This is a genomic window from Pseudarthrobacter defluvii (genome assembly GCF_030816725.1).
GTDB lineage: Bacteria > Actinomycetota > Actinomycetes > Actinomycetales > Micrococcaceae > Arthrobacter > Arthrobacter defluvii_A.
This window is the reverse complement of sequence record NZ_JAUSYG010000001.1, coordinates 3,335,721-3,361,030: the sequence shown is the minus strand read 5'-3', so window position 1 is coordinate 3,361,030 and position 25,310 is coordinate 3,335,721. Positions and strand designations below refer to the sequence as shown.

Here is a 25,310-nt window from a genome sequence, read left to right as displayed (position 1 = left end):
CGGGGCAGGTTCCCCGCCCGGAGCCTGCCCCGCTCATGGAATAGGTCAACGATGACTGCTCTACCGACGCTCGCCGTAAAGAATGCAAAGAAGCCTGCCAGGGTGACTGGCCACGGAAAGCTCGCCGCGGTGTACCTCGCTCCCGGCATGCTCGGGTTCCTGATCTTCATCGTGGTGCCGCTCGTCGCCTCCCTAGTTATCAGCCTGTTCGACTGGCCGCTGTTCGGCGCGCCAAAATTCGTGGGGCTGGACAATTACGTCCGGATGCTCAGCGGGGACCCCGTGTTTTGGACCGTGCTGGGCAACACGCTGTTCTTTGCTGTCTGCTACACCGTGTTGAACCTGGTTCTGGCGCTGGCGTTGTCCACTTGGCTGCATAGCCTCGGCGGCTGGGGGCCGTTCTTTCGGGTGCTGTTCTTCATTCCGGTAGTCACGCCAATGGTCGCCAACGCGCTGGTGTGGCGGCTGATGCTCACCGATGACGGTGTTGTGAACAGCTTCCTCGCCAACTTCGGCATCCATGGCCCGTCCTGGCTCAGTGACAGCCAGCTGGCCATGGGTTCGCTGATTGTCATGTCGGTATGGCAGGGAATCGGTTACAACATCATTGTCCTGGGTGCCGGCCTGAACGGCATCTCGCCCAACCTGCTGGAAGCAGCCCGCATTGACGGCGCAGGGGCATTGCAGCGGTTCTTTCGTGTGGTGCTGCCGATGCTGTCGCCGTCGCTCTTCTTTTGCACGGTCATGACCATCATTGGTTCCTTCAAGGTCTTTACCCAGCCCTACCTGCTCACATTGGGTGGTCCCGGTGAATCCACGAACACCATCGTTCTCTACCTGTACCGCAACGGTTTTTCCTTCGACAAGCTCGGCTATGCATCAGCGCTGGCCTGGGCGCTGTTTGTGATCGTCATGCTTATCACCGCACTGCAGTTCTCCCAGCAGAAGAGGTTGGTCAACTATGACAACTGAAACCATGGCCAAGAGCGCCGCCGCGAACTCCAGCGACCCGAACCGCAAAGCGCCCGCGAACCGGAAGAAGAAGCGGCCTGGCACCTATGTCAGCAGGGTGGCCATCATTCTTGCCGGTCTCATCTTCTTCTTTCCTTTCATCTGGATGGTGGCCACTTCCCTGAAGCCAACGTCCGAGGTTTTCTCCACGGGTTCAAGCTTCCTGGCTTCCCGCGTGGAGTGGTCAAACTATGTCACCGCCTGGACCGCCATTCCGTTCGCGCAGGTCGTCGCCAACAGCTTCCTGGTGTCCATTGCCGGAGCGGCCCTGACCACCTTGGTATCGCTGCTGTCCGCATATGCCTTCGCACGGCTGCAGTTCAAGCACCGCGACAAGCTGTTCCTTGTCTTCCTCGGCACCCTGGTGCTGCCGCAGGAGGTCTTGGTAATCCCGCTCTACATCATGATGAACAAGCTGGATCTGGTGAATTCCCTACCCGCGCTCATCGTGCCATTCGCTTTCGGGGCATTTGGGGCGTTCCTCATCCGGCAGTTCCTGCTCTCCCTCCCGGTCGAATTCGAAGAAGCCGCCCGGATAGACGGCGCCGGGTCCGTCCGGATCCTGTGGAGCGTCATACTGCCCCTGGTCCGCGCACCGCTCGCGGTGGTGGCCGTGTTCAGCTTCATCGATTACTGGAGCAGCTTCCTTTGGCCTCTGATCGTCATCAACGACGTCTCGCGGGCCACCATTCCACTCGGCCTCTCAATGTTCTCCGGCGAGCGCGGTACGGACTGGGGGCCGTTGATGGCGGCGGCCACCACAGCGGTGATCCCGAGCCTGCTCATAGTGATCCTCCTGCAGCGCCAGTTGGTCAAAGGCGTCAGCATGGGTGGTTTCGGCGGCCGCTAAGCAACACCCATCCAACGATTTTCCCAAGAAACAAATCCCAACGAACTGGAGTTCAGCATGACTGAGAGTACGGCCACGCCTGAAGAATGGAACACGTTGTCCCGGCCGGTCCCCGAGTGGTTCCAGAACGCCCCGTTCGGCATCTTCATCCACTGGGGCGCCTACTCCGTTCCCGCCTGGGCTGAACCAATCGGCGCCCTCGGCACCATCGAGGACCGCGAGTGGTTTACCCACAACCCCTATGCGGAGTGGTACTACAACACCATCCGCATTGCCGGCAGCCCTGCTCAGCGGCACCACCGCGACGTATTCGGCGGTGAGGACTACGACGCGTTCCTGGACCAATGGAAAGCTGAACAGTTCGATTCGGCGGATTGGGTGGAACTGTTCAAATCCGCGGGCGCCGATTACGTGGTTCCCACGACGAAACACCATGACGGCATCGCCCTTTGGGATGCCCCGGGGACGGGGGAGCGGAACACGGTCCACCGCGGACCGCGGAGGGACCTGATCGGCGAAATCGCCCGGGCCGTGGAGGACAAGGGGCTGAAGCTGGGCCTGTACTATTCCGGCGGACTGGACTGGCACGTGCGCCCCTTCCCGCCGCACACCACCAGCGAAAGCGTCCACGACACGTCCCGCCCCAAGGACACAGGCTACGCCGAATACGCCTACAACCACGTGGTGGACCTGGTGGACAAGTACCGCCCCCACATCCTGTGGAATGACATCAATTGGCCCGACGCCGGCAAGCACTTTGGCGAGGATGGGCTGGGAACGCTGTTCCAGCACTTCTACTCCGCAGTCCCGGACGGTGTGGTCAACGACCGCTGGGGCGCCACCCACCAGGACTATGGCACCAGCGAGTACGAAGCCGCCAGGGAGAACGAGTCTGAATCCGAGTGGGAGAACTGCCGGGGCATCGGCTTCTCCTTCGGCTACAACCAGGTGGAGGGCCCGGAGCAGTCGCTGACCGGACAACAGCTGGCCCGCCACCTGACCGACGTGGTATCCCGCGGCGGCCACTTCCTGCTCAACGTGGGGCCCCGGGCCGACGGGACCATCCCCGAGATCCAGCGCCAGGCCCTGACCGACCTCGGCCACTGGATGGCTGCCGCCAAGCAGTACCTCGTGGGTGCCCGCCCGCTGGAAGACGCTCCCGTCGCAGACCAGGGGGACGCATGGGTCCGGTGGGTGGACCACGGCACGGAAGTCGTAGCCTTCGTTGACTCCCAAGGCGAAGCGGGCCACGTGTTGCTTTCGCTGGGCGGACGCCAGTTCGATCCTGCGAACGCAACAATGGAGGGGACCGGCGGCACCATTGAAGTCAAGGACGAAAACGTCGAAGTGACGCTGTCACCTGGCCGCTTTGGCCCCGTGATCGTCCGCATTCCCCGCGCCTAGCCTGCCTGACGAAGCACCTCCGCGGCGGCGGCCATCCCACCAACGGGACGGCCGCCGCCGTCGTGCTTTACAAGGTCTTACGTGTACATCAGTGATCCGGGCGTGGTGAGCTTTTCGCCGGTTTCCAGCCAGGTCTTCAGGCCGGAGAGGATCATTGGCCAGCCGCCGTAGAGCTGTTCGTTGGCGCCCTCGCGCAGGTCGCTGTGGGTGACGGTGAGGTGGCAGGAGTCGCCCACGGGCTCGATCTCCCAGGTGATCCTGGACGTGCCCTCGGCCTTGACGTCCTCGCCCCACAACGCGCGCATGGTCTGGACCAGTCGGCGGGGCGGGTCCACCTCCAGGTTCTCGCCTTCACCTAGGGCGGCGCCCGCCTTGGGATTGCCCATCACGAACCGGCCGCCCCGCGACCAGTCCGCCTCGAGGGTGTTCCCGAACTGGTACTTGCTGCGGATGTCGCTGTCCGTGATGGCTTCCCAGAGCCGTTCGGGCGTGGTCTTGATGTAAATCTCGAAGATCTTTTCCATGGGACTTTCCAATCTGGATTTGAGGTCGCTGAGGGCAGCGGCCCATGGTTCTGCGTATTTGCTGACCCACCGGTCGTGGACCAGGCGGATGGGGACCGGATTCAGGAAGTGCAGCTTTTCCCGTCCGCGACGACGGGTCACCACCAGGCCGGCGTCCTCCAAAATGCGGAGGTGCTTGGCGATCCCGAACCGGGTCATGTCGAACCGTGCCTCAAGTGCGCTCAGGGTCTGGCCGTCCTCGCGGAACAGCTCATCGAGCAGGTCCCGCCGGGTGGGGTCGGAGAGTGCCTTGAACACGTCGTCCATGACAGCAATAATAGGTGACCAAATGGTCACCTTTCAAGGGCTTTGCACCCATCAGTTCCGGGAGGCCAGATTCCTGTCGCGTTCCTCGAACACCTCATCACCCGGTCCCGAGAAGGCGCGAGACCGCTCAACCGCCTCGGTGGAGCCGGTGAACAGCTGCGATTCGTGCGGATCGGCCGGGGCGCGCGGGCCGGCGGCAGCGGGCGAACCCGGCCCGCGCAGCGGTGCCCTGTGCCGGGTGGCGGTGCCGGCGTCGTCCGCTGCCTGCTCCCAGCGCTGGTGCGGCAGTGCCTCCGGGTGGCTCTGCTGGAGGAACGTGACCATGGTTTCGCGGACCAGGCACCGTAGGTCGAAAAGCGCGGCGCTGTCCGCGGCGCTGACCAGGATCCGCGCGCGGACAAAGCCGCCGGTCGCGTCGGTAATCTGCAGCACCCCCACGCGTTCGTCCCACAGCTCGGTACCGGCCAGGACACGGCGCAGTTCGGTGCGCATGTCCTCCACGGGGGCGCGCCAGTCGAGGTCCAACTCCACGGTGCCCATCACCTCGGACTGGCGGCGCGTCCAGTTCTCGAAGGGCGTGGTGGTGAAATAGGTGGACGGCAGGATCAGACGGCGGTCATCCCACAGATGGACCACCACGTAGGTGAGGGTGATTTCCTCGATCCGGCCCCACTCCTTCTGCACCACCACCACGTCGTCCACGCGGATGGCATCTGTGAACGCCAGCTGCATGCCGGCAAAAACGTTCACCAGGGACGTCTGCGCGGCCAAGCCGGCCACGATGGAGATCACGCCCGCGGACGCCAGCAGCCCGGCACCGAACGCCTGGATGGCCGGGAAGGTCAGCATCGCGGTACCGGCGGCGAGCACCACCACCAGCGCCACGGCTATCCGGCGTGCCAGGATCAGCTGGGTCCGCAGCCGCCGCGCCCGCCGGTTGTCCGCCACGTTCACGCTGTGCCGGTTCAGCACCACCGCCTCCACGATCAGGAGGACCGCGATGACGAGCCACGCCACCGCAGCGATGAGGGCAATCAGGAGGAGGTGGTCGACGCCGGCGTGCCAGCTTTCGCTTCCCGCCGTCAGTCCCAGCGCGGTGCGGACGCTTACCAGGCACAGTGCCAGGCGCAGCGGTTGACGGGCCACCCGGGAGGTGGCCTGCAGTTCGGGGCGTTTCCGGTTGAGTTTCAGGACGATCTTGCGGAGGAGCCAGCTCAGCGTGAGTCCGGCAACCACCGCCAGGGCCATGGCGATAAAGGGCAGGGCGGGATTCAGGACGTCAAGCACCTTTTAAGGTCTATCAAGTCTTTGCCGGGCGTTCGAAATCGGGGGATTGCCAATGGCACGTCCGGGCGGCTATGGCCCGAGGGGCAGCAGGAGCAGGGCAATCAAGGCAGGGACCGTGGCCGCGAGAGTCCCCGGCAGGCTCTCCCACTTCCTGGGGTAGTGCCCCTGCAGGTCTGCCAACAGCATGGTAGGGGCGGTGAGGACCATGTTGGCGCAGCAGTAGACCACCAGCGTGTAGCCCACCACGAGCTGTTCGGAGTTGGCTGCGACCACCCCGGCGATGACGCCAAGCGCAATCACCAGGTTCTTGTACCCGGTGGGGATGGCCCACATCATCACTGCGCGGACATTCTCGGGCGGCGTGCTCAGGAATTTCTGCGCCCACCGGCTGCGGCGAAGGAGGAAACTCTCCACCGGAAACACGAAGATGTAGATGGCTGCGGCCAGTACCGCGAAGATCTGCGCCATGGCGTTCATGCTTCGAAGATTAGGACCCACCACAGCGTTGCTCCATCCCCGCCGCAGGGGATTCCTGCATCAATGAAATAACGGGGCCCGTGGCGGGAAGAACGCGGGTAGCCTTGGGCGCATGCAGAAGATATCGATCGACGCGCTGGCCCGGCAGCAGCTCGAGGCTGCCGTCACCTCCACCAATGGCCGGGCTGCTGACACCGTCTACGGCGGACACGAGAAGATCCTCCGGCAGACCGTCATGGCCATGAAGGCCGGAACGCAGCTGAGTGAGCACCAGAACCCCGGCGACGCCACGGTCTTCGTGGTCCAGGGCTGCGTGAGCCTCAAGGCCGGCGGGGAGTCGTGGCAGGGCAAGACCGGCGACCTGCTGATCGTCCCGCCCGGCCTGCACAGCCTGCACGCTGAAGAGGACTCCACGTTCCTGTTCACGGTGGCCAAGTACCGCGACTGACCTCGGCTGCTCGCGACTGACCTCGGTTGCTCGTCCGCTGGACTGTCAGCGCGCGGGAGCCCCTTTGTCTCCCGGGCCAGCTGGCAGATCCGGCTTATCCCTTGTTGTTGCCTGCAAGCCATTCACCATGCACCGGTACGACGGCGGGAGCCGGGTTGGGTGCCTCCGCCTCGGGTGGCGGGGCGGGCAAAGGAGCGGCGGGAGCCTGGGGAGCGAACCACTCCATCACGGCGCTGATGCTTCCCTCCGCGGCCCGGCGTATACCCTCGTTCCCAGCTGAGCCGCCGGCGACACGGAACAAGGCGGCCACCGCCAGCACGGTGAACACCGCGCGCGTCTTCTTCAGAGGTTTGCCCGCCTCGAGACGAATGCCCCGTGCCGTGTCCGGGTCAGCCAACAAGGCGGCCAGCTTGGACGACGGCACCGGGACAGCGGAAACCCTGAGCTCCCGGACCTGCAGCAGCACATGCCGGAGGACTGGATCCCCGGCAAGGCCTGCCTCCTCCAGCAGTTCCCCGACGGCGCGTTCGTCATCCAGCCTGCGTTCCTGCCGGGGGTTGTCGTCACCTGTCATGACCGGTCCTCCCGTAATGCGGTGCGGAGCTTGCGCAGCCGGCACAGCGCCAGGCGCTGCAGTTGTTTGATGGCCCCCGGGGTCTTGCCCATGATCTCCGCGGTCGTCCCCACCGAAAGGTCAGCGACGATCCACAGCGCAATCACGTGTTGCCGGTCCTGCTGCAAACTGCTGTCGTCCGTGTGGCCGGACCGCCCTGCCTCGTGCTCTGTCCTTCGCGTCCGCCCCCTGCGGCAGGGTTGCTTCGCAGTGGTCTCCCGATGGCCGGTTGCGCCGGAACCGTGGGCGTTCCGGCGCAACCGTACGCCGGCATCAGGCTAACGCTGTCCGCCGCCCTGCTTGGCACCGTTGCCGGCTGCTGCATGGTGCCCACCGCTGTTGGCTGCGGATGCGCCCTGGCGCTGCTCCTGTACCTGCTGCCGTTGCACCTGGGCCTGCCCGGAGGCGGCCGGGGCATCGCTGCCGTCCTCATCGCGGCCTTGGGGAGCAGCAACAGTGGAGCAGTACGCGCCAACAGCGTCCTCCCCGCCGGCTGCCTGGACCAGCGCTTTGTAGGCCGTGGACGTGGTGCCCAGGCCGCCGTTGGTGAACGCGTTGCACAGGCCAAAGGCGGCAGGGCCGAATGCGTCAGGTCCCACAGGAGCGGCTGTTTGCGTTGGTTCAGGTTCCGCCGTTTCTGCGGGAACGGGTTCCGGAGCCTCCGTTTCCGTCTCCGTTGGTGCCGGCTCCGGTGCCTCCGTCTCGGTTTCGGTGGGGCTGGCCTCGGGGGATTCGGTTTCGGGTGCCGTGGGGCTGGGCTCCGGGGACTCGGTCCCGGCGAGGACCGATGGCGTGTCCGGCGACGACTCTGCCATCGCGGCTACGCCTGTGCCGCCGACCGCCAGGGCGCCTGCTGCGAGCACGGCCATGGCGAGCTTGTTACCTGAGAACGTGAAGAAAGACATGAGACCCTCCGTTGACGAATTTCCTGGATTACGTTCAACTCCGCGGGTTGCCCCGCACTTAGTGAATCGAAATCCGCGTCATGGAGGTTACGGGTTTCCAAGAATCTTGTGACTAATTTGTCATAGGACGGCGGTCCGCAGGCCCGCAGCGCACGGAGAACCACCCATCGATTGCTCCGTAAGTGCCGTTTTGAGAGCTGTAAACGACCGGTACGGAGCAATCGATGCGGGGCCTAGGCGGGATCCTGGACTTTGTCGGCGACGGGGAGGGGCTCCAACCACGTCCGCTCGCGGGGGCCGGGCGGGTAGGCGTACCTCTTTCCGGCAAGGGTGATGATGAACGCGGCCACCACAGGGATCGCCGCGGCGGCCGGAACCAGCATCGGGCCGCCAACCACCAGCGCGGCGGAACCGTACAGCGCGCCAATGGTGATGCCCACCTGAATGGTGAGGACCGTAAGCCCGTTGGCGGCCTCGCTGTCCTCACCGCCTGCACGGAGGATCGCTGACTGGTTGTAAATGCCGATGGCGCCCAGGCCTGCTCCCCAAACGGTCATCAGGACCAGGGCTACGGGAAGGTTTCCCACCGCGAGGGGCAGGAGGAACATCGAGGCAGCGATGGCAACCGTCGTAATCAGCAGCGAACGCCGGGGACGCGAATCCACGGTGAGCCCTGCGATCCAAATGCCCAGCAGGCCGGAGCCGCCGAGCACGGTGAGGGAGACGCTGGTGGCATAGTCCGGCAGGTTCGCCTCGCGGATGAACGGCGCGATGTACGTGAACAGGGCGAAGTGGGCCAGCACCAGCAGCGGCCAGGCGGTGGCCACCGATTTCACGCCCGGCTGGCCGATTGCCTTGCGGAGGGACGGGCGGGCTGTGTCGGTGCTGCGCTGTACACGGGGGAGCAGCCAGAACGCGAGGACGGTCAGGAGCACCCCGAATCCGGCGAGCACCATGAACGCGGCGCGCCAGCCCAGGAACCCGCCCAGGGCGGTTCCCACCGGGGCGCCGATGGCCAGGCCCAGACTGTTGCCGCTGAACACGATGGCCAGGGCCTTGCCCACCTTGTCCGCCGGAACCACCCGGGACACGAACGGCGCCATGGTGGTCCAGAGCAGCCCGTGCGCCAGGCCACCCACCAGCCTGGCGATCATCGCAGCGGTGAAATCAGGTGCCAGTCCCACCATCGCGTTGCTGAGCGCGAAGGTCAGGACCAGCCCCACCAGCAGGGCATGCCGCGGGATCTTGCCGAGTAGCCGCGCTGCCGGAACCACCGTGACCACAATGACGGCGGCATAGGCCGCCGCCAGGTAGCCGGCCACCGGTTCAGACACGTCCAGGCCGCTGCTGATCTGCGGCAGCAGCCCGGACGGGAGGAGCTCGGTGGTAATGGCGGTAAATGCGATGGTGGCCAGGACCAACATCGCGGCATAGGGAAATCGGGCAGGTTCCGGCGCAGGGATCGCGGAAGACATGGGGGTGGTCCATTCAAGGGGAGGGGGTGGAACGCGGCTCTGCTCGCCTGCAATTCCTCCATTAAATTTACCAAAACAAAGCGGCTGTCACAGACGTGACACGATCACCCGTTCCTGCCCACCGCGCCCTTTCCTCCGGCTCCACCACCGGCCGGAACTGGGCTACCTGGCAGACATGGTGCGTCCTTTCGAAAGAGGTAGTTCAGGGGAAAGATGCCAGGAGCGGAACACGCGTCAGCGGTGGCCGGGTTCGTTGGCCTGGAGGGATCCGGTGATGCGTGAGTCCAGCAGGCCTGCAGCGAGTGCCGGCGCCAGCCCGGGTGCCAGCGGAAGGCGTGGAACTACCAGGCAGTGCCACAGGTGGTAAATGTCAGCTTTCCCGGACCAGACGGTGGAGGTGACGTTGCCGTTCTCGTCGAGTTCCTGCTTCCAGGATCCGTGCTCGTAGTCGATGAACCAGTCGCGGGCGTGGTCCCAGATCCGCTCATACCAGTCGGCGTACTTCTGCTCGCCGGTGGCGATGTAGAGGGCTGCGGCGCCCCCGATTGCCTCTGCGGGTACCCACCGGATGCGGGTGGTGACCACGGGCTTGCCGTCCCAGTCCACGGTGTAGACAAAGCCGGGATGGCCGTCCGGTTCCCAGGCATCGCGGATTGCGGCATCGAACAGGCCCCGTGCGTCCTCGAGCAGCCAGCCCGGGACGTCCATGCCCCGGGATTCGAGCCCGGCGCGGAGGTGGAGGAGCAGGCGCGCCCACTCAACCCAGTGGCCGGGGGTTCCACCGTAGGCACGGAACTGGCTGGCCCGGTCATCGCTGTTGTACTCCGGCATAGGGTTCCACTCCGGGTCGAAGTGCTCAAACACCCGGTAATTGTTGTTCCGGGCAAAGTCGTGGATGAGCACCTCGGCGATGTGCAGTGCCCTTTCCAGCCAGCGTTTCTCGCCCGTGACGTCGGCGACGATGAGGTAGGCCTCCACCGAGTGCATGCTGGCGTTGCCGCCGCGGTAGGCCTCGGTTTCGGTGAAGTCCCGGTTCCACGAGTCGAAGCACATGTTGGCCTGGTGGTCCCAGAATTTCGTGTCCGCGATCCGCAGCGCCTCATCGAGCAGCTCCCGGGCCCCGGGACGTCCCGCGGCAACCGCGCTGGCAGCGGCGAGCAGCACGAACGAGTGCTGGTAGCCGGACTTCGTGTCGTTCACGGGGCCGTTCTCATCGACCTCCGAGTACCAGCCTCCGAATTCGTCGTCGTGGAGGGGCCCGTTGAGTGCCGTGATGCCATGGTCCACGAGGGTCGCCGCACCCGGCCGCCCCATGAGCGCGGCAACGGCGAAGCTGTGGGTCATCCGCGCGGTGATCCACAGGTGGGTAGGCTTGTCGGCAAATACCTTGCCGTAGTTGTCCAGCCAGCCGAAGCCTGTGGCTACCTTGGATGCCTCGGCGAAACGGATGAGCCGGTCGGTCTCCGCCTCCAGCCATCGTGCGTGGGCGGCGCTGTTCAGCCACGTCATGTCAGTTCCTCTCTTTGTACAGGTCCAAGTGAAATTGTTGGGTCAGCCGGCGGCGTCAAGCATGCCGCGGATGATGGTGGCGGCCGCTCCCGCATAGGCCAGGACGATCAGCAGGATCTGCGCGGCACGGGCTGGGACGAATTTGGAGGCGAGGTCTCCGATCACCAGGCCGGCCAGGCAGGCCACGGCCACAGCCACCCACATGGCCAACGGCATCACAGGGAAGGTCTCGGGAGCCGTGATGGCCTTCGAGATCAGCGAGAACGAGCCGATGGTGAAGAAGTACGGCTGCATGGTGGCCGCGAAGGACTTGTGCTGCCACCGGGTGGCAATGGAGTACATGCTGACAGCCGGGCCGCCCACGCCCGCTGCCGTGTTCATGAACCCGCTGATGCCGCCCGCAGTGAAGAGGTAGCGGCGGCGCTCCGGGAGGGTGGCGGACTTCAGGACGAGCAGGACCGTTAGCCCGGCCGCGAGGAGCACCCCGATGGAGATCTCCAGGACCGCCGGTGGGATGAGGCGGATCAGGAATGCGGCCGGGATGATGCCCAGCAGGGCGGAGGCTGCGAGCAGCAGATACCGTTTCCAGTCGATGTCCCTGACCACGCGGAGGATGATGGCGCCTGCCGTTACGGCGCCGCAGACGTTCACCAGCACCACGCCTTCCACCGGCCCCAGGAGCAGGACCAGGAAGGGGGCCGCCACAAGGGCGAAGCCCATCCCGGTGATCCTCTGCATGCCGGCACCCATGACGACGGCGCCCAGCACCAGCCCGGTGGTCAGCACCTAGGGCCTCCAGGCCACGTACTGGACCTCCTCGAACTCCTCGAGGCCCAGGCTTGATCCTTCCCGGCCCAGGCCGGACTGCTTGGCCCCGCCCATGGGGGCGAAGGCGACAGAGGGCAGGGGGTCATTCACGCCCACAATGCCGGCTTCGAGCTGCTCCGGGATGTCCCAGCCGCGCTTCGGGCTGCCGCTCCAGACGTAGGCGGCGAGGCCCATCTCCGTGGCATTCGCCTTCCGGATTGCCTCGTCCTCCGAAGAGAAGGTGACGACGCCGGCTGCCGGACCAAAGACTTCCTCCGTCACCAGGAGTGCGTCGTCCGGGACGTCGGTGAGCAGCGTGGGTGCCAGATAGGAACCTTCTGCGGGGGCAGACGTGCGTTCGGTGACGCGGCGGGCACCGCGCTCCAAGGCGTCATCCACCAGCGCCTGCACCGCGGACACCCTTTCGGCGTCGATCACGGGACCGAGGTCCGGAACCGGTGCGCCGTCGTCGGGAACTCCATGCCCAACGGTCATCGCATCAAAGCGGGCGCCCAGCTTCCGGGCAAACTCCTCGGCGATGCTGTCCTGGACCAGGAACCGGTTGGCGGCCACACAGGACTGGCCGGTGTTGCGGAGCCGCCCCAGCACGGCACCCTCGACCGCGGCGTCCAGGTCGGCGTCCTCGAACACGATGAAAGGTGCGTTGCCACCCAGTTCCAGCAGCGGCCGGACCACGCGCTCGGAAGCCGAAACCATGATCTGCCGCCCCACCCCGGTGGAACCGGTGAAACTGACCGCCCTGACCGCCGGGTGGGACATCAGGGCCCCGGTGATTTCGCGGGAGGGCCCATGGACCAGGTTGACCACCCCGGCGGGGAAGCCGGCGTCATGCAGGACCTCGAAGAGTCCGGTGGCAGCCAACGGGGCCTTTTCGGAGACCCTGCCCACCACCGTGCAGCCGGCCGCGAGCATCGCAGCCAGCTTCCGGGCCTGGATGGACACCGGGAAGTTCCAGGGCGTGAGGCTCAGGGCCACGCCGATGGGCCTGCGGCTGCTGAGATGGCGGCGGCCCTGGAGCTCGGGCGGGCTGACGGTGCCGGTGGCACGGCGCGCTTCCTCGGCAAACCAGCGGAAGTACTCCACCGAGAAGTCCACCTCGCCCTGTGCTTCGGGCAGCCGCTTGCCCGCCTCGAGCGCCAGGGTGTGTGCGAGTTCGTCTCGGCGTTCGGCCAGGAGGTCGGCGGCGTTGCGCAGCAGGTCTGCCCGGTGCCGGACCGTGGTGCGGGACCAGGAACCAAAAGCCTCGGCGGCGGCGTCCGCGGCTATGGTGGCGTCTTCGGCCCCGCCCCAGGCCACCTCGCCTACGGTGCTGCCGTTGCCCGGGTCAATCACGTCCTTGGTGGTTCCGGCGGCGTGCCATGTGCCGTTCACGAGGTGCCGGGCTGATTTGAGGTTCACTGGGTGCCTTTCGTTGGCTGGAAGTTGTTCGCCGGCTGCAAAGCCACGCGCCGCCGTCGTGCTCATCCCTTGCTTGCCCCTGCCGTGATGCCGGCCACGAAGTAGCGCTGCAGGAAGACGTAGGCCACCACCACGGGCAAGGACGCCAGGGTCACGCCCGCAAACAGCAGCGGGTAGTTGGTCTGGAACTCGCCCTGGAAGCTCAGCAGAGCCAGCGGCAAGGTCCGGTTCCCCGGGGACTGGATGAACAGCAGCGGGTACAGCAGCTCGTTCCAGTGGATGACGAACAGGAAGATGGCGGCCGCTGCGATGGAAGGCGCGGACAGCGGCAGTGCGATGGAGGAGTAGGTTTTCCACGGGCCGCTGCCGTCAATGGAGGAGGCTTCGTAGAGTTCCTTGGGCAGGGTCCGCATGAAACCGCCCAGGATGAACACTGCGATGGGCAGGGTGGACACCACGTTGGCCAGGATGAGGCCGGCGAGGCTGTCCAGCAGGCCAAGCCTGCCGAAGAGAACGTAGAGCGGCACCATGTTCGCCTGCGCCGGGATGGCCATGCCCAGCACCAAAAAGCCGAAGATGGCCCAGGACATGAAGCCCTTCAGCCGTGAGACGGCGTAGCCGGCCAGGCTGGCAAGGAACAGGGTGAGAGGTACGGAGATGCCCGTGACAATCGCGCTGTTGATGAAGGAATTACCCAGGTTTTGGCCGCCCACCACCTCGGCGAAGTTGTCAGGGGATAGGGAGTGCGGGAGGCTGAACGGCCCGGCGAAAAGTTCCTGCGTGGACTTGAAACTGCCGAAGGCCACTACTGTCAGGGGAATGATGATGATGACCGCATAGATGGCCAGGATGGCGCGGCGGCTTAGCGAGGCGAGCATGCTGCTATTCCCCCTTCGGGGTCAGCCGGAGCAGGCGGCGCTGCAGCCACGTGACCAGGGCGATCATCGCCATGAAGATGATCGACTGGGCGGCGGCGTAGCCGAACTCCGAGTTGGCAAAGGTGCTGTAAATACGGGTGGACAGGATGTCCAGGGAGCTCTTGGGCGGGTTGCCCGCGATGCCCAGGATCAGGTCGAACGCCTTGAACGACTGCACGGTGGTGTAGGCCACCACAATGGAGGTGGCGGGGGCCACGAACGGCCAAGTAATGGACTTGAACTGCTGCCACTTGTTGGCCCCGTCCATTTCCGCTGCTTCATAGAGTTCCCGCGGGATGGCCTGCAGGCCGGCGATGTAAACCACCATCATCTGGCCCGAGTGGAACCACACCTGGGTGACAGCCACCCAATAGAGGGCCTGCGCGTCGTTGCCGAGGTAGGCGCCGCCGTCCACCCCAACGGTTCGAAGGACAGAATTGGCCAGCCCGAAGTTGGGGTCGTAGATGAACTTCCAGATGAAGGCCACCGATACGGAGGACAGGATGGTGGGGAAGAAGAACAGGGCGCGGAGCAGGATGCTGCCGCGCGAATTCTTCGTCAGGAGCAGGGCGAGGATCAGCGAGAAGAACGTCTGCGCGATCACCACCAGCAGCACGAACTTCAGGTTGTTGGTCAGGGCGTTGGTGAACAGCGAGTCGTTGGTGAACGCGCGGATGAAGTTGTCCAGGCCCACGTAGTTGAATGCCGCGGAGAAGCCGTTCCAGTCGGTGATGGCGTATTGGAAGGCCTGCAGTGTGGGCATCACCAGGAAGAACGCAATGACGGCGACGGCGGGGAGCGGGAACAGGTACAGTGCCGGATTCACCCGGGTGGGGGAGCGGCGGCGCACTTTGGGAGCGTTCGCGGCGGCCTGACTGTCCGGTGCCTTGTGCTTGGCGGCGGTTCCGGGATGGATGCTCATAGCCGTTCGTCAACAATCTTCTGGGCGGCAGCGGCTGCCTGCTCAGGGCTGGTGCCCGAGATGACAGCGGTGGCGCTGGCTTCCACCGCGTTGCGGACATCGAGGTTGTTGAACTGGAAGCGGGCTGCGAGCGCCGTCTTCTTCTGCAGCCAGGGGCTCAGCCGCTTCAGGTCCGGGTTGGTGTACTCCACCTTGTCCACGGACACGTGCTGGGCTGTCTGGTTGGCGTAGTAGCCGGCGTTCTCCGGCTCGGAGAGGAAATCGATCCAGGCTGCCGCGGCGGCCTGGTTCTTGCTGGCCGAGTTGACGCCCAGAATGAAGGTGGCGTTGTAGGCGCCCTCATACTTGCCGTTGCCGTCCGAGGTGGTGTTGGGAAACACCAGGTCGATGGGGAACTTGGCGCCGAGTCCGCGGACCGCGGCGAGGTGGTACGAGCCCGTGGCCAGCATGGCTGCTTTGCCTTGGGAGAACAGGTTTTGTGCCGGTTCCACCGCGGTGCCGGTGGCGTTGGGCTGCACGAACGGCCGCAGGTCCTTGTACTGGTTGAGCATCTTGATGAACCAGTCGTCGGTGCACTTGAGCTTGCCCTGTTCGATCTGGGCGCACATGTCGTCCACGGGGGCGTTGTTGGCGATCATGCAGTTGAATAGCTGGCCGCCGTTTCCAACGTCGCCACCCGGCCAGGAGATGGGGATGACACCGGCGGAGGCGAGCTTTTCGCACATGCCCAGGAACGCGTCCCAGTTCTTGGGGGCGATCTCCGCGCCTGCCTTATCGAACAGGTCGAGGTTGGCCATCGGCATGGGGAACACCACCTGGTAGGGCAGGCCGAGCTGGCTGTCACCGTTCTGGCCCGCGGACAGCAGCCCCTTCTGGTAGTTCTTCACCGCCTGGCTGTCCTTGAGTTCGGTATAGATTCCAGCTTCGGTGAAGTTCTTGAACTGTGCGCCGCGGAAGGTGGCAAACGCGTCGCCGATGGAGCCGCCGCGGAGCTTCTGCAGGGCCTGGGCGTTGTAGTCGTTGGACGTGGAGATGTCCTGGGCCACCTCCACCCCGTCGTGCTTGGCCGCGAAACGCTTGATGAGTTCGTCGAACACGGCCTTGTCCTCACCGCGCCAGTGGGCGAACGACACCTTGCCGGTGACGGCACCGGTGGAGGGGGCCGCCGGTCCGGAGGCACCTGCCGGTTTGGGGGAACCCCCGGGGCCGGCGCACGCTGCCGCAGCAGCGCCGAAGCCAAGGGCGCCCAGAAGGGCGACTGCCTGCCTGCGTGAAATCTGACTCACAATAATCTCCTCGTTGAGTGTTTGCTGTGCCTGGGTTGCTTACTGCGTTTGCTTGCTGCGGAAGGGGTGGCCCCGTTGGCACGCCGCGGCGTGCCAGGGGTGCTAGGCGTGGCTCCTTTGGGCGGAGACGATCTCGTCCACCACGGCGCAGAGGCGCTGCAGCCTGCGGACGGCATCGGTTGACAGGGATTCGACGACGTCGGGGGCGCCGATGCAGGACGCCCATACGGCGCGTCCGGAGAGGAAGCCGCTGGCGCCTTCCAGGCAGGCCCAGCGGACGGCGTCCGGGAAGACGTCTTCGGGAACACCGGACGACAGGACCACCCAGGGGCCGTCGATGGTTTTGGTCAGTTCGGCGCAGGCCGCACGGACCTGCTCCTCGGACGCCTGTCCCTTGAAGGGGACCTCGGCCTTGTAGAGGTCGGCGCCAAGGCTGCCGAGTTCCTTGGCTGCGGCCAGGATTCCGGCGTTCCAGTCGAAGTCACCGCCGGCAAGGGGCTTGCGGGAGACGGGTTCGATGATGCTGATCAGCCCGCCGGACCGGCAGCTTTCAACGAACTCCTTGACCATCGCCACCCGGCCTTCCGCGGGCTCATCGGGCCGGTAGAGCACCAGCAGCTTGAGGGCCTTGACGCCCAGGGCCTTGTACTTGTGCGGGTCCACCAGCTTGTCGATGGTCACCTCGCCCACCAGTTCGCCGTGCGCGGACTCGAAGTGGTCGGCGGAGGCAATCAGACCGCAGCCGGGATCCACCACGCCCGCTTCGATGGCCTGGTCCAGGGCGAACTGGCGGTCGATCAGGATGCCTGAGGCGTAAGGGGTAAGGATCCGGGCGGCTTCGAGCTTGAAGTCGCGCAGGTCCTCGTCGGTGACGGGCTGGTCTGTGTGCTCGGCGAACATGTTCCGCATGGCTTCACGCTGGTCCACGGCGAGCATCGCGAAGGCGCCTGACGGGCGCTGGAGGGGGGAGAGGTCTGTGGGGCTCATGGGCTGCTTCTTTCAGCTGGTTCAGATGGATGCTGGGACGGGATTGATGGTCTGGTGAGGGATGGCGGAGCGGCCGTCCAGCCCGCCGCAGGAGGCGGAGGCTGTGCGGCCGGCGAAGACTGCCGCATCCACGAGCGGAAGTCCGGCGGCGACGGCCGCCAGAAGGGCGCCGTGGTAGACGTCACCGGCACCGAGGGTGGAGACGATGGTCGCGGGGGTGGCGGGGACGTGCACGGGTTCGCCGCCGCGTTCCACAACCCACGCGCCGTCGGAGCCGGCGGTGGCGACGACGGCGGAGGCGCCGTCGTCGAGCGCTTTGCCCAGGAGGGCCTCGGGGGAGAGGTCCGCGCCGTATCCTGCGCGGAGCCTTTCGATGGTGGGTACATACAGTGCGATCCCGCGGGGGCTGAACTCCGGGATCGGGTTGCCGGCGTCGACGCTGATCATGAGCCCGGCGGGACGGCCGGCGGCGTTGGCTACGGCGTTCCAGCCCAGGTGGTCGGTGTGCACCCAGGCGGCGGACTGCAGCAGCTCCGAGAAGCGGCCGCCGGCGGGGAAGCTGACCGGCGGGACAGGGCGGGTGACGATGGCCCGGCTTTCGGTGGCTTTGCTGACCACGATCACGCTGGCGCCGGTCCTGACGTCCTCATCCCGGACGACGGCGGAGGTATCCACCCCCTCGGCCTGCAGGCCGTGGATGATGCGGTCGCCTTCCTCATCGGTGCCGAGGACTCCGGCAAAGGCAGCATTTGCGCCGGCCCGGGCCGCCGCAACGGCTGCTGTGGCAGCGGGGCCGCCGCCCGCCGTCGCAAAGTCCGCAGCCACCGTGCGGCTGTCTGCCGCCGGGTAATCCTGGACCAAAGCGATGGAGTCAAGGGTGGCGCAACCTACGAAGAGCAGGGTTCCAGTTGACGGTTGGGGCACGTTCCACCTCGTTGTAGTTCCGGCTGGTACTGAAGAAATATACACACGCTATGTTGGAAAAACAACACTTTCTGTATAGTTATGTTTGGGATGCAACGCCACCGTCCCGCCCACTCAACGTAGAGAAAACGGAGCAGCTCATGTCATTGCCTAGTGCGGAATCAGTCCGGACCATCCGGTATGGCCTCATTGGAGCCGGCCACATGGCCAGGGAACACGTCCGGAACCTTGCCCTGATCCCGGGAAGCCGCATCACCGCAGTCTCGGACCCCACGCCGTCGTCCCTGGAAGAGACGGCCAGGGAGATTGGCTATGAGGTGCAGACCTTCCCCACCCACCAGGAACTCCTGGCCTCCGGCCTGGTGGACGCGCTGGTCATCGCCAGCCCCAACGACACGCACCTGGGCATCCTGAAGGACATCTTCGCCAGCGGCACCAACCTGCCCGTGCTCGTGGAGAAGCCGGTCTGCACCAGCGCGGAGCAGGCAGACGAACTCGAGGTACTCGCCAGGAACTACCCCGCGCCCGTGTGGGTGGCCATGGAGTACCGGTACATGCCGCCGGTGCAGGAGATCATCCAGGCGGCCCATAGCGGCAAGCTCGGCAACATCCACATGCTCTCCATCGTGGAGCACCGCTTCCCGTTCCTGCACAAGGTGGACGCGTGGAACCGCTTCGCCGAGCGGACTGGCGGCACGCTGGTGGAAAAGTGCTGCCACTTCTTTGACCTGATGCGGCTGATCCTGCAGGACGAACCTGTCCGGGTTTATGCCAGTGGCGGGCACGACGTGAACCACATGGATGAGGTCTACGGCGGCCGGGTATCGGACATGGTGGACAACGCTTACGTGATTGTCGACTTCAAGGGCGGCCGCCGCGCCATGCTGGAACTGTCCATGTTCGCCGAAGGGTCCAAGTTCCAGGAACGGATCTCGATCGTGGGTGACGCCGCAAAGATCGAAACCCTGATCCCGGTGGCCGCCAACCACTGGATCCCCGGCGATGAAGCCGAAGCGACCGTAGAGTTCAGCCCCAGGTCACCGCTGGGCCCGGAAAAGCACGAGGTTGCTGTGGACGAGGCCGTCCTCGCGGCCGGCGCGCATCACGGTTCCACGTACTACGAGCACCTGGGCTACCGGAAGGCCATCCTTGGCGAAGGCCCTGTTGAAGTAACTGTCGCTGACGGACTGCAGTCGGTGAGGATGGGGCTTGCAGCGGAACGGTCTATTACGGAAGGACGCCCCGTGGAGCTTGCAAAGGCAGTTTCCGGGGTACGTTCATAGAAGAGTTTTGTTGGAAGTCCAACATCCCGCCAGGCTCCTGCCCGGCACATTGGGGAGGGAAGAGCGCCATATGAGCACCGCACACGAAGAGGCACCGCTGACGCCCCGTCAGCGCACCATCCTGGACGAGCTTGGCCGGAGGGGGTTCATTTCCACCAACGACCTGGCGGAGACCTTTGCGGTCTCCGACATGACCGTGCGACGGGACACCCGGGTGCTGTCCAAACGCGGGCTGGCCCGGGTGGTCCACGGCGGTGTCAGCGCAGTGGACGGGCATGGCCAAAACGCCGACTTCGCCGCCAGGGTCAGGGAGGATGCGGACGCCAAGCTGCGGGTGGCCAGGGCCTGCCTGTCGCTGATCGGGGAGCGGGACGCCGTCATTCTCGACGCCGGCACCACCACGTACCAGATAGCGCAGCAGCTCCCCACTTCCTTCACGGGCACCGTCATCACGCCCTCCGCGCCAACCATCCAGCGCTGCCTCCAGCTGACGGCTGCCCGCACCATCTGCCTGGGCGGGGAGTTGCTGCTGGACAGCCAGGCCTTCAGCGGGCCCATGACCATCAGCGCCGCAGCCGGGCTGCGTGCCAAGACAGCATTCATCGGGGTGAGCGGCATCCACGATGAGGCGTTTTACATTGAACGCGACGTGGAGCGTGCCACTAAGATCGCCCTTATGAATGCGGCGGAACAGGTGGTGGTGGTGGCAACCCACCAGAAGATGCTGCGTTATGCGTTGGCGCGGCTGGCGGCTTTTGATGCGGTGGACATCCTGGTGACGGATGCACCGCCGCCCCAGGAAATCGAGAGTGCGCTGAGTGCCGCGAACGTGAAGCTGATGGTCGCCGCATGAGCGCCCGGCTGCGCGTATGCCTGCCCGACGAGCGGCTCATTGACGCGCTCGCGCCGATGGAGGGCGTCGAGTTCGTCCGCTGGGACCTCACCGGGCCCGCCCCGGAAGGCCGGCTGGACCTGCTGGTTCCCGGCTACATGGGCAAATCGGCCGGTCTCGCCGCCTTGGAAGGCGTCGATGTCGGCCTGGTCCAGAGCCAGTCCATCGGGTACGACGGCGTGGCCGAGGTTTTGCCCGCGGGCGTCACCTTCGCCAACGCGGCCGGAGTCCATGAAACGTCGACGGCGGAGCTCGCCGTGGGCATGATGGTGGCGTCCCAGCGCGGGATTCCGGACTTTGTGCAGAACCAGGGCACAGGAACCTGGGACAACAGCCCACGGCCCAGCCTCGCCGACCGCCGCGTGCTGCTGGTGGGCTACGGGGGAGTGGGCAAAGCCATCGAGGCCAGGCTTTTGCCGTTCGAAACCGAGGTCACCCGGATGGCCAGCCGGGCCCGGGAGGACGAACGCGGCACCATCTACGGGATCGATGCGCTCTACGAGCAGCTGCCGCTGCACGAGATCGTGGTGGTCAGTGTTCCGCTGAGTGAGCAGACCCAGCAGCTGGTGGACGCAAAGTTCCTGGCGGCCATGCCGGACGGTGCCCTGCTGCTAAATGTGGCCCGCGGTCCCGTGGCGGATACCGATGCGCTGCTCGCCGAGACCTCCAGCGGCCGGCTGCGGGCTGCCCTGGACGTGACCGATCCGGAACCGCTGCCGGCGGACCATCCGCTGTGGACCGCCCCCGGTGTGCTCATCACCCCGCACGTTGGTGGTGCCAGCTCGGCCATGTTCCCCCGGATGGTCCGGCTCCTCAGGAAGCAGATCGGGCTGCTGCTCGAGGGCAAGGACCCGGTAAACGTGGTCCTTCCTTAACTGCAGGCCCTTAACCTCGGCCTGCAGCGGCCCCTATGCTGGGGCCATGTCCACTTTTGAGGTCCGGCGCAGTGCTGTCATCCCTGCCCAGCCGGAGGAGATCTTCCCGCTGGTCAACAACTTCCACGAGTGGGCCGACTGGTCGCCGTGGGAAACGATCGATCCGGGCATGAACCGCCGCCACTTCGGCAGCGAATCCGGTGCCGGGGCCGGTTATGCGTGGAGCGGCAACCGAAAGGCCGGCAGCGGCACCATGGAGATTGTGGAATCGGTACCGGCGAACCTGATCCGGATCCGGCTCGAATTCACCAAGCCGTTTAAGGCGCTGAACCCCACCACGTTCAGCTTCACGCCGGTGGACACCGGCACAGAGGTGACCTGGCGGATGACGGGTGAGAACAAGGGGCTGGGCAGGGTGTTCGCACTGTTCATGAACATGGACAAGATGGTGGGCGCCGACTTTGAACGGGGACTGTCGGCGCTTGCGTCCACTGTAGCTGCCAGGAAGAGCTGAGGCTCCCGGTGGGCGCCGTGGACGAAGCCCTGGCCGCGCTGGACGAACCTGACCGCCGCTGCCTGCAGCGCGTGGTGGAGATCGCCCGGTCCCTGGCTCCGGAGGCGACGGACGGCATGAGCTACGGCATGCCCGCCCTGAAGCTGGACGGCAAACCGCTGGTCGCCGCCGTGGCCGCGGCCCGGCACCTCTCGGTCTTCCCGTTCTCCTCTGCGGTAGTGGAAGCGGTAGCCGGCCGCCTGGAGGGGTACTCGTTGTCAAAGGGAACCATCCGCTTCACCGCCGACCACCCTGTTCCCGAGGACGTGCTGAAGGACATAGTCCGGCTGCGGATGGCGGAAATCCGGAAGTAGGCGGACCGCCGCGGGAGCGGGACTTATGGTCCTTTCGGGTCCGGAGCCCGCCAGCCTAGCCTTTTTCCATGGCTGACACTCTCGCATCGCTTGCAGATTCGTTTAAGAACATGGGCGTCGCCCGTGCCTACGGCACCGCCGTGAACCTGGGCGGGGAGGAGATCGTGCCCGTGGCGCTGGTGTCCTTCGGCTTCGGCGGCGGCACGGAGTCTGAGGACGGGGCCTCCGGCGGAGGCGGCGGCGGCTTCGTGGTGCCACTGGGCATCTACCGGACTGTTAATGGCCGCCCGGCCTTCCGCCCCAACACCATCGTCGCGCTGGTATGCCTGGTACCCCTCGTGTCCGTAGCGGGCGCTGCCCTGCGAAAAGCAATCTGGGTGGCACGTAAGTAGCAGGGGGAGGCCGCTTCAGGGCCGTTTAAATCCCCTATTCCGCCGTGGGATTTTCGGTCCCATAATGGCCTCGTAGACTTCGGGAACCTCCCGCTGCTGTTTTGCGCCGCGTCGGGCCCAGGGGTTCCAGGCGGCCGCCCCGGCAATCGGCGGGAAGGACGGCCACGACGCCCGGCAGGGGACGGCCGGACCATTTCAGGGGGAGAGCAACGCCATCAGAGCACAAGGAGATTCGTCATGCTCAAAGATATGGAAGTCATGGCTGTGCTGCCGGCCAAAGACATCGACCGGGCGCGCGATTTTTATCGGGACAAGTTGGGGTTTGAGCCAGAGCGGACAATGGCGGACGGCGGCCTTGTCTATCGGTGCGGAAAGGGGACCTCGTTCCTGATCTACCAGACGGACAACGCCGGTTCGGCCAAAAACACGCAAATTGGCTGGGGAAGCGATGATGTTCAGCGGGACGTGGACGAACTCCGGGCCCGCGGCGTCGTTTTCGAGGATTACGACATGCCAGGGCTGAAGACCGAGAACGGCATCGCAACGATGGAGGGGTACGGCCAGGGAGCGTGGTTCCTGGACAGCGAGGGCAACATCCTCAACATCTCCTCCCTGCCGGTCTGACCGGACGCCGCCTGCCCGGCAGGCCAGTCATTCAAAGTACGACGCCGGCACCTGCCGCTGCCACGCACCCGCATCCGGGTGCGTGGCAGCGGCAGGCCGGCGCCGCCGTCGTAAGTGGTCATGAGGAAGGAAGGGCGATGGGCGGGGAAGAAGCGGTGCCGGAGTCGAAGGGCGTCTCGGTGGAGTTGCTGGCAACGGTTGATCTTGCCGGCGAAATCGAGGGAATGGAAGGCCGGCAGCTGCGGATGAGGATGGTCACCATCGAACCCGGCGGAGTTTTCGGGCCACTGCATGACCACAAAGGACGGCCGGGCACCGTTTACGTCCTGCAGGGGACCATCACCGACCACCGCGACGGGGTGGCCACGGAGTACGGGCCCGGGGCCGGGTGGCCGGAGGACCGGAATACCACCCACTGGCTGGAGAACCGCGGGCCGGTCCCGGCAGTGGAAGTCTCCGTGGACATTGTGAGCCAGGTGCCGCAGCCGTGAAGCCTGCGGCACCTGCTTTGGCGCCGCCGTCGGCTGTTTCCTGTCAGCCGTCTTAGACGGCAGGTTCCCGCCTGCCCAAGGCAATCCGGAGCGCGCCGCGGAGGGTGAGCCGGTTCCGCCTGGTCACCGCGACCACGGCGGCCACACCCGCGATCAGCACCACGATCCCGCCCACCGCCACGGACCAGCGGGCGCCGAACTGGCTGCCGATCCAGCCGACCAGCGGCGAACCGATGGCCGTGCCGCCCTGGAGGATGGCCAGGTACAGGGCCAGTACACGGCCGCGGAACTGCGGCTCCACCGAGAGCTGGATGCTGGTGTTGCAGCTGTTCAGGAAGGTGATGGACGCCAGGCCCACGGGAACCAGGACGGCGGCGTAGACCCAGAATGTGGGTGCGATGCTGCCCAGGATGGTGGAGATTCCCAGCCCCACGGCCCCGCCCAGGAGGAACCGCAGCCGGGGTCCGGAGCGGCGCGCTGCCAGGAGAGCCCCGGCGAGTGTCCCCACGGCCATGATCGAGCCGAGGAGCCCGAATTCGCTTGGCCCCATGCTGAATTCGGTGGTGGCCATCAGCGAGTTGATCACGGGAAAGTTCATGCCGAACGCGCCCAGGACGCCCACCAGGACCATGATCAGCATCAGGTCCGGCCTGCGGCGCACGTACCTTATGCCTTCGGCCACCTGGTGTTTGTTCCTTTCCCCCTTTGCGGCGGGGGCGGTCTGGGTGGCGCGGATCCTGAACAGTGAGACCAGGACTGCGGCGAAGCTGGCGGCATTGAGCAGGAACACCGGGCCGGTGCCCACCCACGCGATGAGCACGCCGGCGATGGCCGGGCCGGTGAGCCGGGCGGTGTTGAAGGATGCCGAATTCAGCGCCACCGCATTGGAGATGTTCTCCTGGCCCACCAGTTCGGAAACAAAGGCCTGGCGGGCGGGCGCATCCACGGCGCTCGCCAGGCCCAGGCAGAACGCTGCCACGTATGCGTGCCATAGCTGGGCGGTTCCGGTGACTACCAGGAGTCCGATGGCAAGGCCGGTGAACCCCATGGCCAGCTGTGTCCACATGAGGATGATGCGCTTGCGGTATCGGTCCGCCAGCACCCCGCCGTAGGGGCCGAACAGCAGCATGGGCAGGAACTGCAGGCCCGTGGTGAGTCCCACGGCGGCACCTGAGTGGCCCGTGAGGACGGTCAACACCAGCCAGTCCTGTGCCACCCGCTGCATCCAAGTGCCGATGTTGGAAACGATCGCTCCGCTGGCCCAGATGCGGTAGTTGGGGTTTTCGAGGGCCCGGAACATCGCGCTCATTTGCCGCTCATTTCCTGCATGAGGCGGGCTGCGCGGCTGAGCGTGAGTCGGTCTTCTTCGCTGAGCCTTGCCACGCGTTGGGCCAGCCAGGCGGTCCGTTGGCCCCTCGCCTCTGCCAGGACTGTCCTGCCGGCGTCGGTGATGTCCACGCGGACCTGCCTGCCGTCGTCGGGATCTGCGCTCCTGGTGACAAAGCCCTGGCCGGCCAGTGCGTTCACGATCCTGGTCATGGACGGCGCCTGGACATGCTCGCTCCTGGCCAGGTCCCGCAGTGTGCTGGGGCCGCTGCCGTTCAGGAGGGCCAGGACCGTGTATTGGCCGGGGGTGATGACGTCGCCGGTTGCCTCGACGCGGAGCCGGCGCGAGGTGCGCATCACGGCGGTGCGGAGCTCGATGGCGAGGGTGTCGGGGGCGGTTGCCTTGTTCTTGGTTTGGGTGGGTGACATGTAAGTGGATGCGCCTCCTGCTGACGTTCCTTAGCAGCGCTAATTAGTTCTGCTAACTAT

The 25,310-nt window shown here is 65.7% G+C and carries 29 protein-coding genes; 12 read left to right on the top strand and 17 right to left on the bottom strand.

Annotated features, from left to right (window positions below; genetic code table 11):
• Positions 1-51 precede the first annotated feature (51 nt).
• From QF031_RS15685 to QF031_RS15675, 3 genes are read left to right on the top strand one after another with little or no spacing between them, the layout of a single operon-like run.
• Positions 52-972: a carbohydrate ABC transporter permease gene (locus QF031_RS15685; RefSeq protein ID WP_307430110.1), complete on the top strand. Its 921-nt coding sequence runs from the start codon at positions 52-54 to the stop codon at positions 970-972.
• A complete protein-coding gene (locus tag QF031_RS15680; protein WP_307430106.1) occupies positions 962-1,861 on the top strand; it encodes a carbohydrate ABC transporter permease in 900 nt (299 codons plus the stop codon). Before QF031_RS15685 ends, QF031_RS15680 begins: the two co-directional genes overlap by 11 nt.
• A 57-nt stretch (positions 1,862-1,918) precedes the next feature.
• Complete coding sequence (locus tag QF031_RS15675) at positions 1,919-3,265, top strand: alpha-L-fucosidase (RefSeq protein WP_307430103.1); 1,347 nt, start codon at positions 1,919-1,921, stop codon at positions 3,263-3,265.
• Positions 3,266-3,342: 77 nt separating this feature from the next.
• Here the strand turns inward: QF031_RS15675 and QF031_RS15670 are convergent, their stop codons facing one another.
• The 3 genes from QF031_RS15670 to QF031_RS15660 form a co-directional block, all read right to left on the bottom strand.
• The gene (locus tag QF031_RS15670; protein ID WP_307430100.1) at positions 3,343-4,095 is read right to left on the bottom strand and encodes an ArsR/SmtB family transcription factor; all 753 of its coding nucleotides are present in this window, start codon (positions 4,093-4,095) and stop codon (positions 3,343-3,345) included.
• A 51-nt stretch (positions 4,096-4,146) separates the two neighbouring features.
• Entirely contained in the window at positions 4,147-5,358 is a 1,212-nt protein-coding gene (locus QF031_RS15665; protein ID WP_370874570.1) for a mechanosensitive ion channel family protein, read from the bottom strand.
• A gap of 93 nt (positions 5,359-5,451) precedes the next feature.
• A complete protein-coding gene (locus QF031_RS15660) occupies positions 5,452-5,859 on the bottom strand; it encodes a DUF1304 family protein (RefSeq protein ID WP_307430093.1) in 408 nt (135 codons plus the stop codon).
• 112 nt (positions 5,860-5,971) lie between these two features.
• Here QF031_RS15660 and QF031_RS15655 point away from each other — a divergent pair, with 112 nt between their 5' ends.
• On the top strand, positions 5,972-6,307 hold the full coding sequence (locus QF031_RS15655; protein WP_307430089.1) for a cupin domain-containing protein: 336 nt from the start codon (positions 5,972-5,974) through the stop codon (positions 6,305-6,307).
• A 94-nt stretch (positions 6,308-6,401) separates the two neighbouring features.
• Here the strand turns inward: QF031_RS15655 and QF031_RS15650 are convergent, their stop codons facing one another.
• The 12 genes from QF031_RS15650 to QF031_RS15595 form a co-directional block, all read right to left on the bottom strand.
• Complete coding sequence (locus tag QF031_RS15650) at positions 6,402-6,881, bottom strand: hypothetical protein (RefSeq protein WP_307430086.1); 480 nt, start codon at positions 6,879-6,881, stop codon at positions 6,402-6,404.
• Positions 6,878-7,027, bottom strand: coding sequence for a hypothetical protein (locus tag QF031_RS15645; RefSeq protein WP_307430084.1), 150 nt, complete (start codon positions 7,025-7,027; stop codon positions 6,878-6,880). Before QF031_RS15645 ends, QF031_RS15650 begins: the two co-directional genes overlap by 4 nt.
• Positions 7,028-7,198: 171 nt before the next feature.
• On the bottom strand, positions 7,199-7,825 hold the full coding sequence (locus tag QF031_RS15640; protein ID WP_307430081.1) for a hypothetical protein: 627 nt from the start codon (positions 7,823-7,825) through the stop codon (positions 7,199-7,201).
• Positions 7,826-8,058: 233 nt separating this feature from the next.
• On the bottom strand, positions 8,059-9,300 hold the full coding sequence (locus tag QF031_RS15635) for an MFS transporter (protein ID WP_307430078.1): 1,242 nt from the start codon (positions 9,298-9,300) through the stop codon (positions 8,059-8,061).
• Positions 9,301-9,534: 234 nt separating this feature from the next.
• Complete coding sequence (locus QF031_RS15630) at positions 9,535-10,809, bottom strand: AGE family epimerase/isomerase (protein ID WP_307430075.1); 1,275 nt, start codon at positions 10,807-10,809, stop codon at positions 9,535-9,537.
• A gap of 42 nt (positions 10,810-10,851) precedes the next feature.
• Complete coding sequence (locus QF031_RS15625) at positions 10,852-11,595, bottom strand: sulfite exporter TauE/SafE family protein (RefSeq protein ID WP_307430072.1); 744 nt, start codon at positions 11,593-11,595, stop codon at positions 10,852-10,854.
• Positions 11,596-13,035 (bottom strand): NAD-dependent succinate-semialdehyde dehydrogenase, encoded by a 1,440-nt coding sequence (locus QF031_RS15620; RefSeq protein ID WP_307430069.1) that lies wholly within the window; start codon positions 13,033-13,035, stop codon positions 11,596-11,598.
• 62 nt (positions 13,036-13,097) lie between these two features.
• Complete coding sequence (locus QF031_RS15615; RefSeq protein ID WP_307430066.1) at positions 13,098-13,913, bottom strand: carbohydrate ABC transporter permease; 816 nt, start codon at positions 13,911-13,913, stop codon at positions 13,098-13,100.
• Positions 13,914-13,917: 4 nt separating this feature from the next.
• Positions 13,918-14,874: a carbohydrate ABC transporter permease gene (locus tag QF031_RS15610; protein ID WP_142120217.1), complete on the bottom strand. Its 957-nt coding sequence runs from the start codon at positions 14,872-14,874 to the stop codon at positions 13,918-13,920.
• Positions 14,871-16,160 (bottom strand): ABC transporter substrate-binding protein, encoded by a 1,290-nt coding sequence (locus QF031_RS15605; RefSeq protein WP_307430062.1) that lies wholly within the window; start codon positions 16,158-16,160, stop codon positions 14,871-14,873. Before QF031_RS15605 ends, QF031_RS15610 begins: the two co-directional genes overlap by 4 nt.
• 102 nt (positions 16,161-16,262) lie before the next feature.
• Entirely contained in the window at positions 16,263-17,147 is an 885-nt protein-coding gene (locus tag QF031_RS15600) for an aldolase (protein ID WP_307430059.1), read from the bottom strand.
• Between the two features lie 21 nt (positions 17,148-17,168).
• Positions 17,169-18,071, bottom strand: a complete 903-nt coding sequence (locus QF031_RS15595; protein WP_307430056.1) for a PfkB family carbohydrate kinase — start codon at positions 18,069-18,071, stop codon at positions 17,169-17,171.
• A 140-nt stretch (positions 18,072-18,211) separates the two neighbouring features.
• On the opposite strand from QF031_RS15595, the gene QF031_RS15590 reads away from it, so the two are divergent.
• The 8 genes from QF031_RS15590 to QF031_RS15555 all read left to right on the top strand — a co-directional run bounded on the left by QF031_RS15590 (position 18,212) and on the right by QF031_RS15555 (position 23,495).
• Complete coding sequence (locus QF031_RS15590; protein ID WP_307430053.1) at positions 18,212-19,354, top strand: Gfo/Idh/MocA family protein; 1,143 nt, start codon at positions 18,212-18,214, stop codon at positions 19,352-19,354.
• Between the two features lie 70 nt (positions 19,355-19,424).
• On the top strand, positions 19,425-20,207 hold the full coding sequence (locus tag QF031_RS15585) for a DeoR/GlpR family DNA-binding transcription regulator (RefSeq protein WP_307430050.1): 783 nt from the start codon (positions 19,425-19,427) through the stop codon (positions 20,205-20,207).
• On the top strand, positions 20,204-21,121 hold the full coding sequence (locus QF031_RS15580) for a 2-hydroxyacid dehydrogenase (RefSeq protein WP_307430046.1): 918 nt from the start codon (positions 20,204-20,206) through the stop codon (positions 21,119-21,121). Before QF031_RS15585 ends, QF031_RS15580 begins: the two co-directional genes overlap by 4 nt.
• A gap of 46 nt (positions 21,122-21,167) precedes the next feature.
• Positions 21,168-21,635 (top strand): SRPBCC family protein, encoded by a 468-nt coding sequence (locus QF031_RS15575; RefSeq protein WP_307430043.1) that lies wholly within the window; start codon positions 21,168-21,170, stop codon positions 21,633-21,635.
• A gap of 8 nt (positions 21,636-21,643) precedes the next feature.
• Positions 21,644-21,988 carry an iron chaperone gene (locus QF031_RS15570; protein WP_307430040.1) on the top strand — a complete coding sequence of 115 codons (345 nt, stop codon included), beginning with the start codon at positions 21,644-21,646 and terminating at the stop codon, positions 21,986-21,988.
• Between the two features lie 68 nt (positions 21,989-22,056).
• On the top strand, positions 22,057-22,380 hold the full coding sequence (locus QF031_RS15565) for a hypothetical protein (protein WP_307430038.1): 324 nt from the start codon (positions 22,057-22,059) through the stop codon (positions 22,378-22,380).
• A 237-nt stretch (positions 22,381-22,617) separates the two neighbouring features.
• A complete protein-coding gene (locus tag QF031_RS15560; protein WP_307430035.1) occupies positions 22,618-23,004 on the top strand; it encodes a VOC family protein in 387 nt (128 codons plus the stop codon).
• Between the two features lie 137 nt (positions 23,005-23,141).
• Positions 23,142-23,495 (top strand): cupin domain-containing protein, encoded by a 354-nt coding sequence (locus QF031_RS15555; protein WP_307430030.1) that lies wholly within the window; start codon positions 23,142-23,144, stop codon positions 23,493-23,495.
• 52 nt (positions 23,496-23,547) lie between these two features.
• Here QF031_RS15555 and QF031_RS15550 read toward each other — a convergent pair whose 3' ends face one another.
• Complete coding sequence (locus QF031_RS15550) at positions 23,548-24,804, bottom strand: MFS transporter (RefSeq protein ID WP_307430027.1); 1,257 nt, start codon at positions 24,802-24,804, stop codon at positions 23,548-23,550.
• Positions 24,801-25,250 carry a MarR family winged helix-turn-helix transcriptional regulator gene (locus QF031_RS15545; protein WP_307430022.1) on the bottom strand — a complete coding sequence of 150 codons (450 nt, stop codon included), beginning with the start codon at positions 25,248-25,250 and terminating at the stop codon, positions 24,801-24,803. Before QF031_RS15545 ends, QF031_RS15550 begins: the two co-directional genes overlap by 4 nt.
• Positions 25,251-25,310 lie beyond the last annotated feature (60 nt).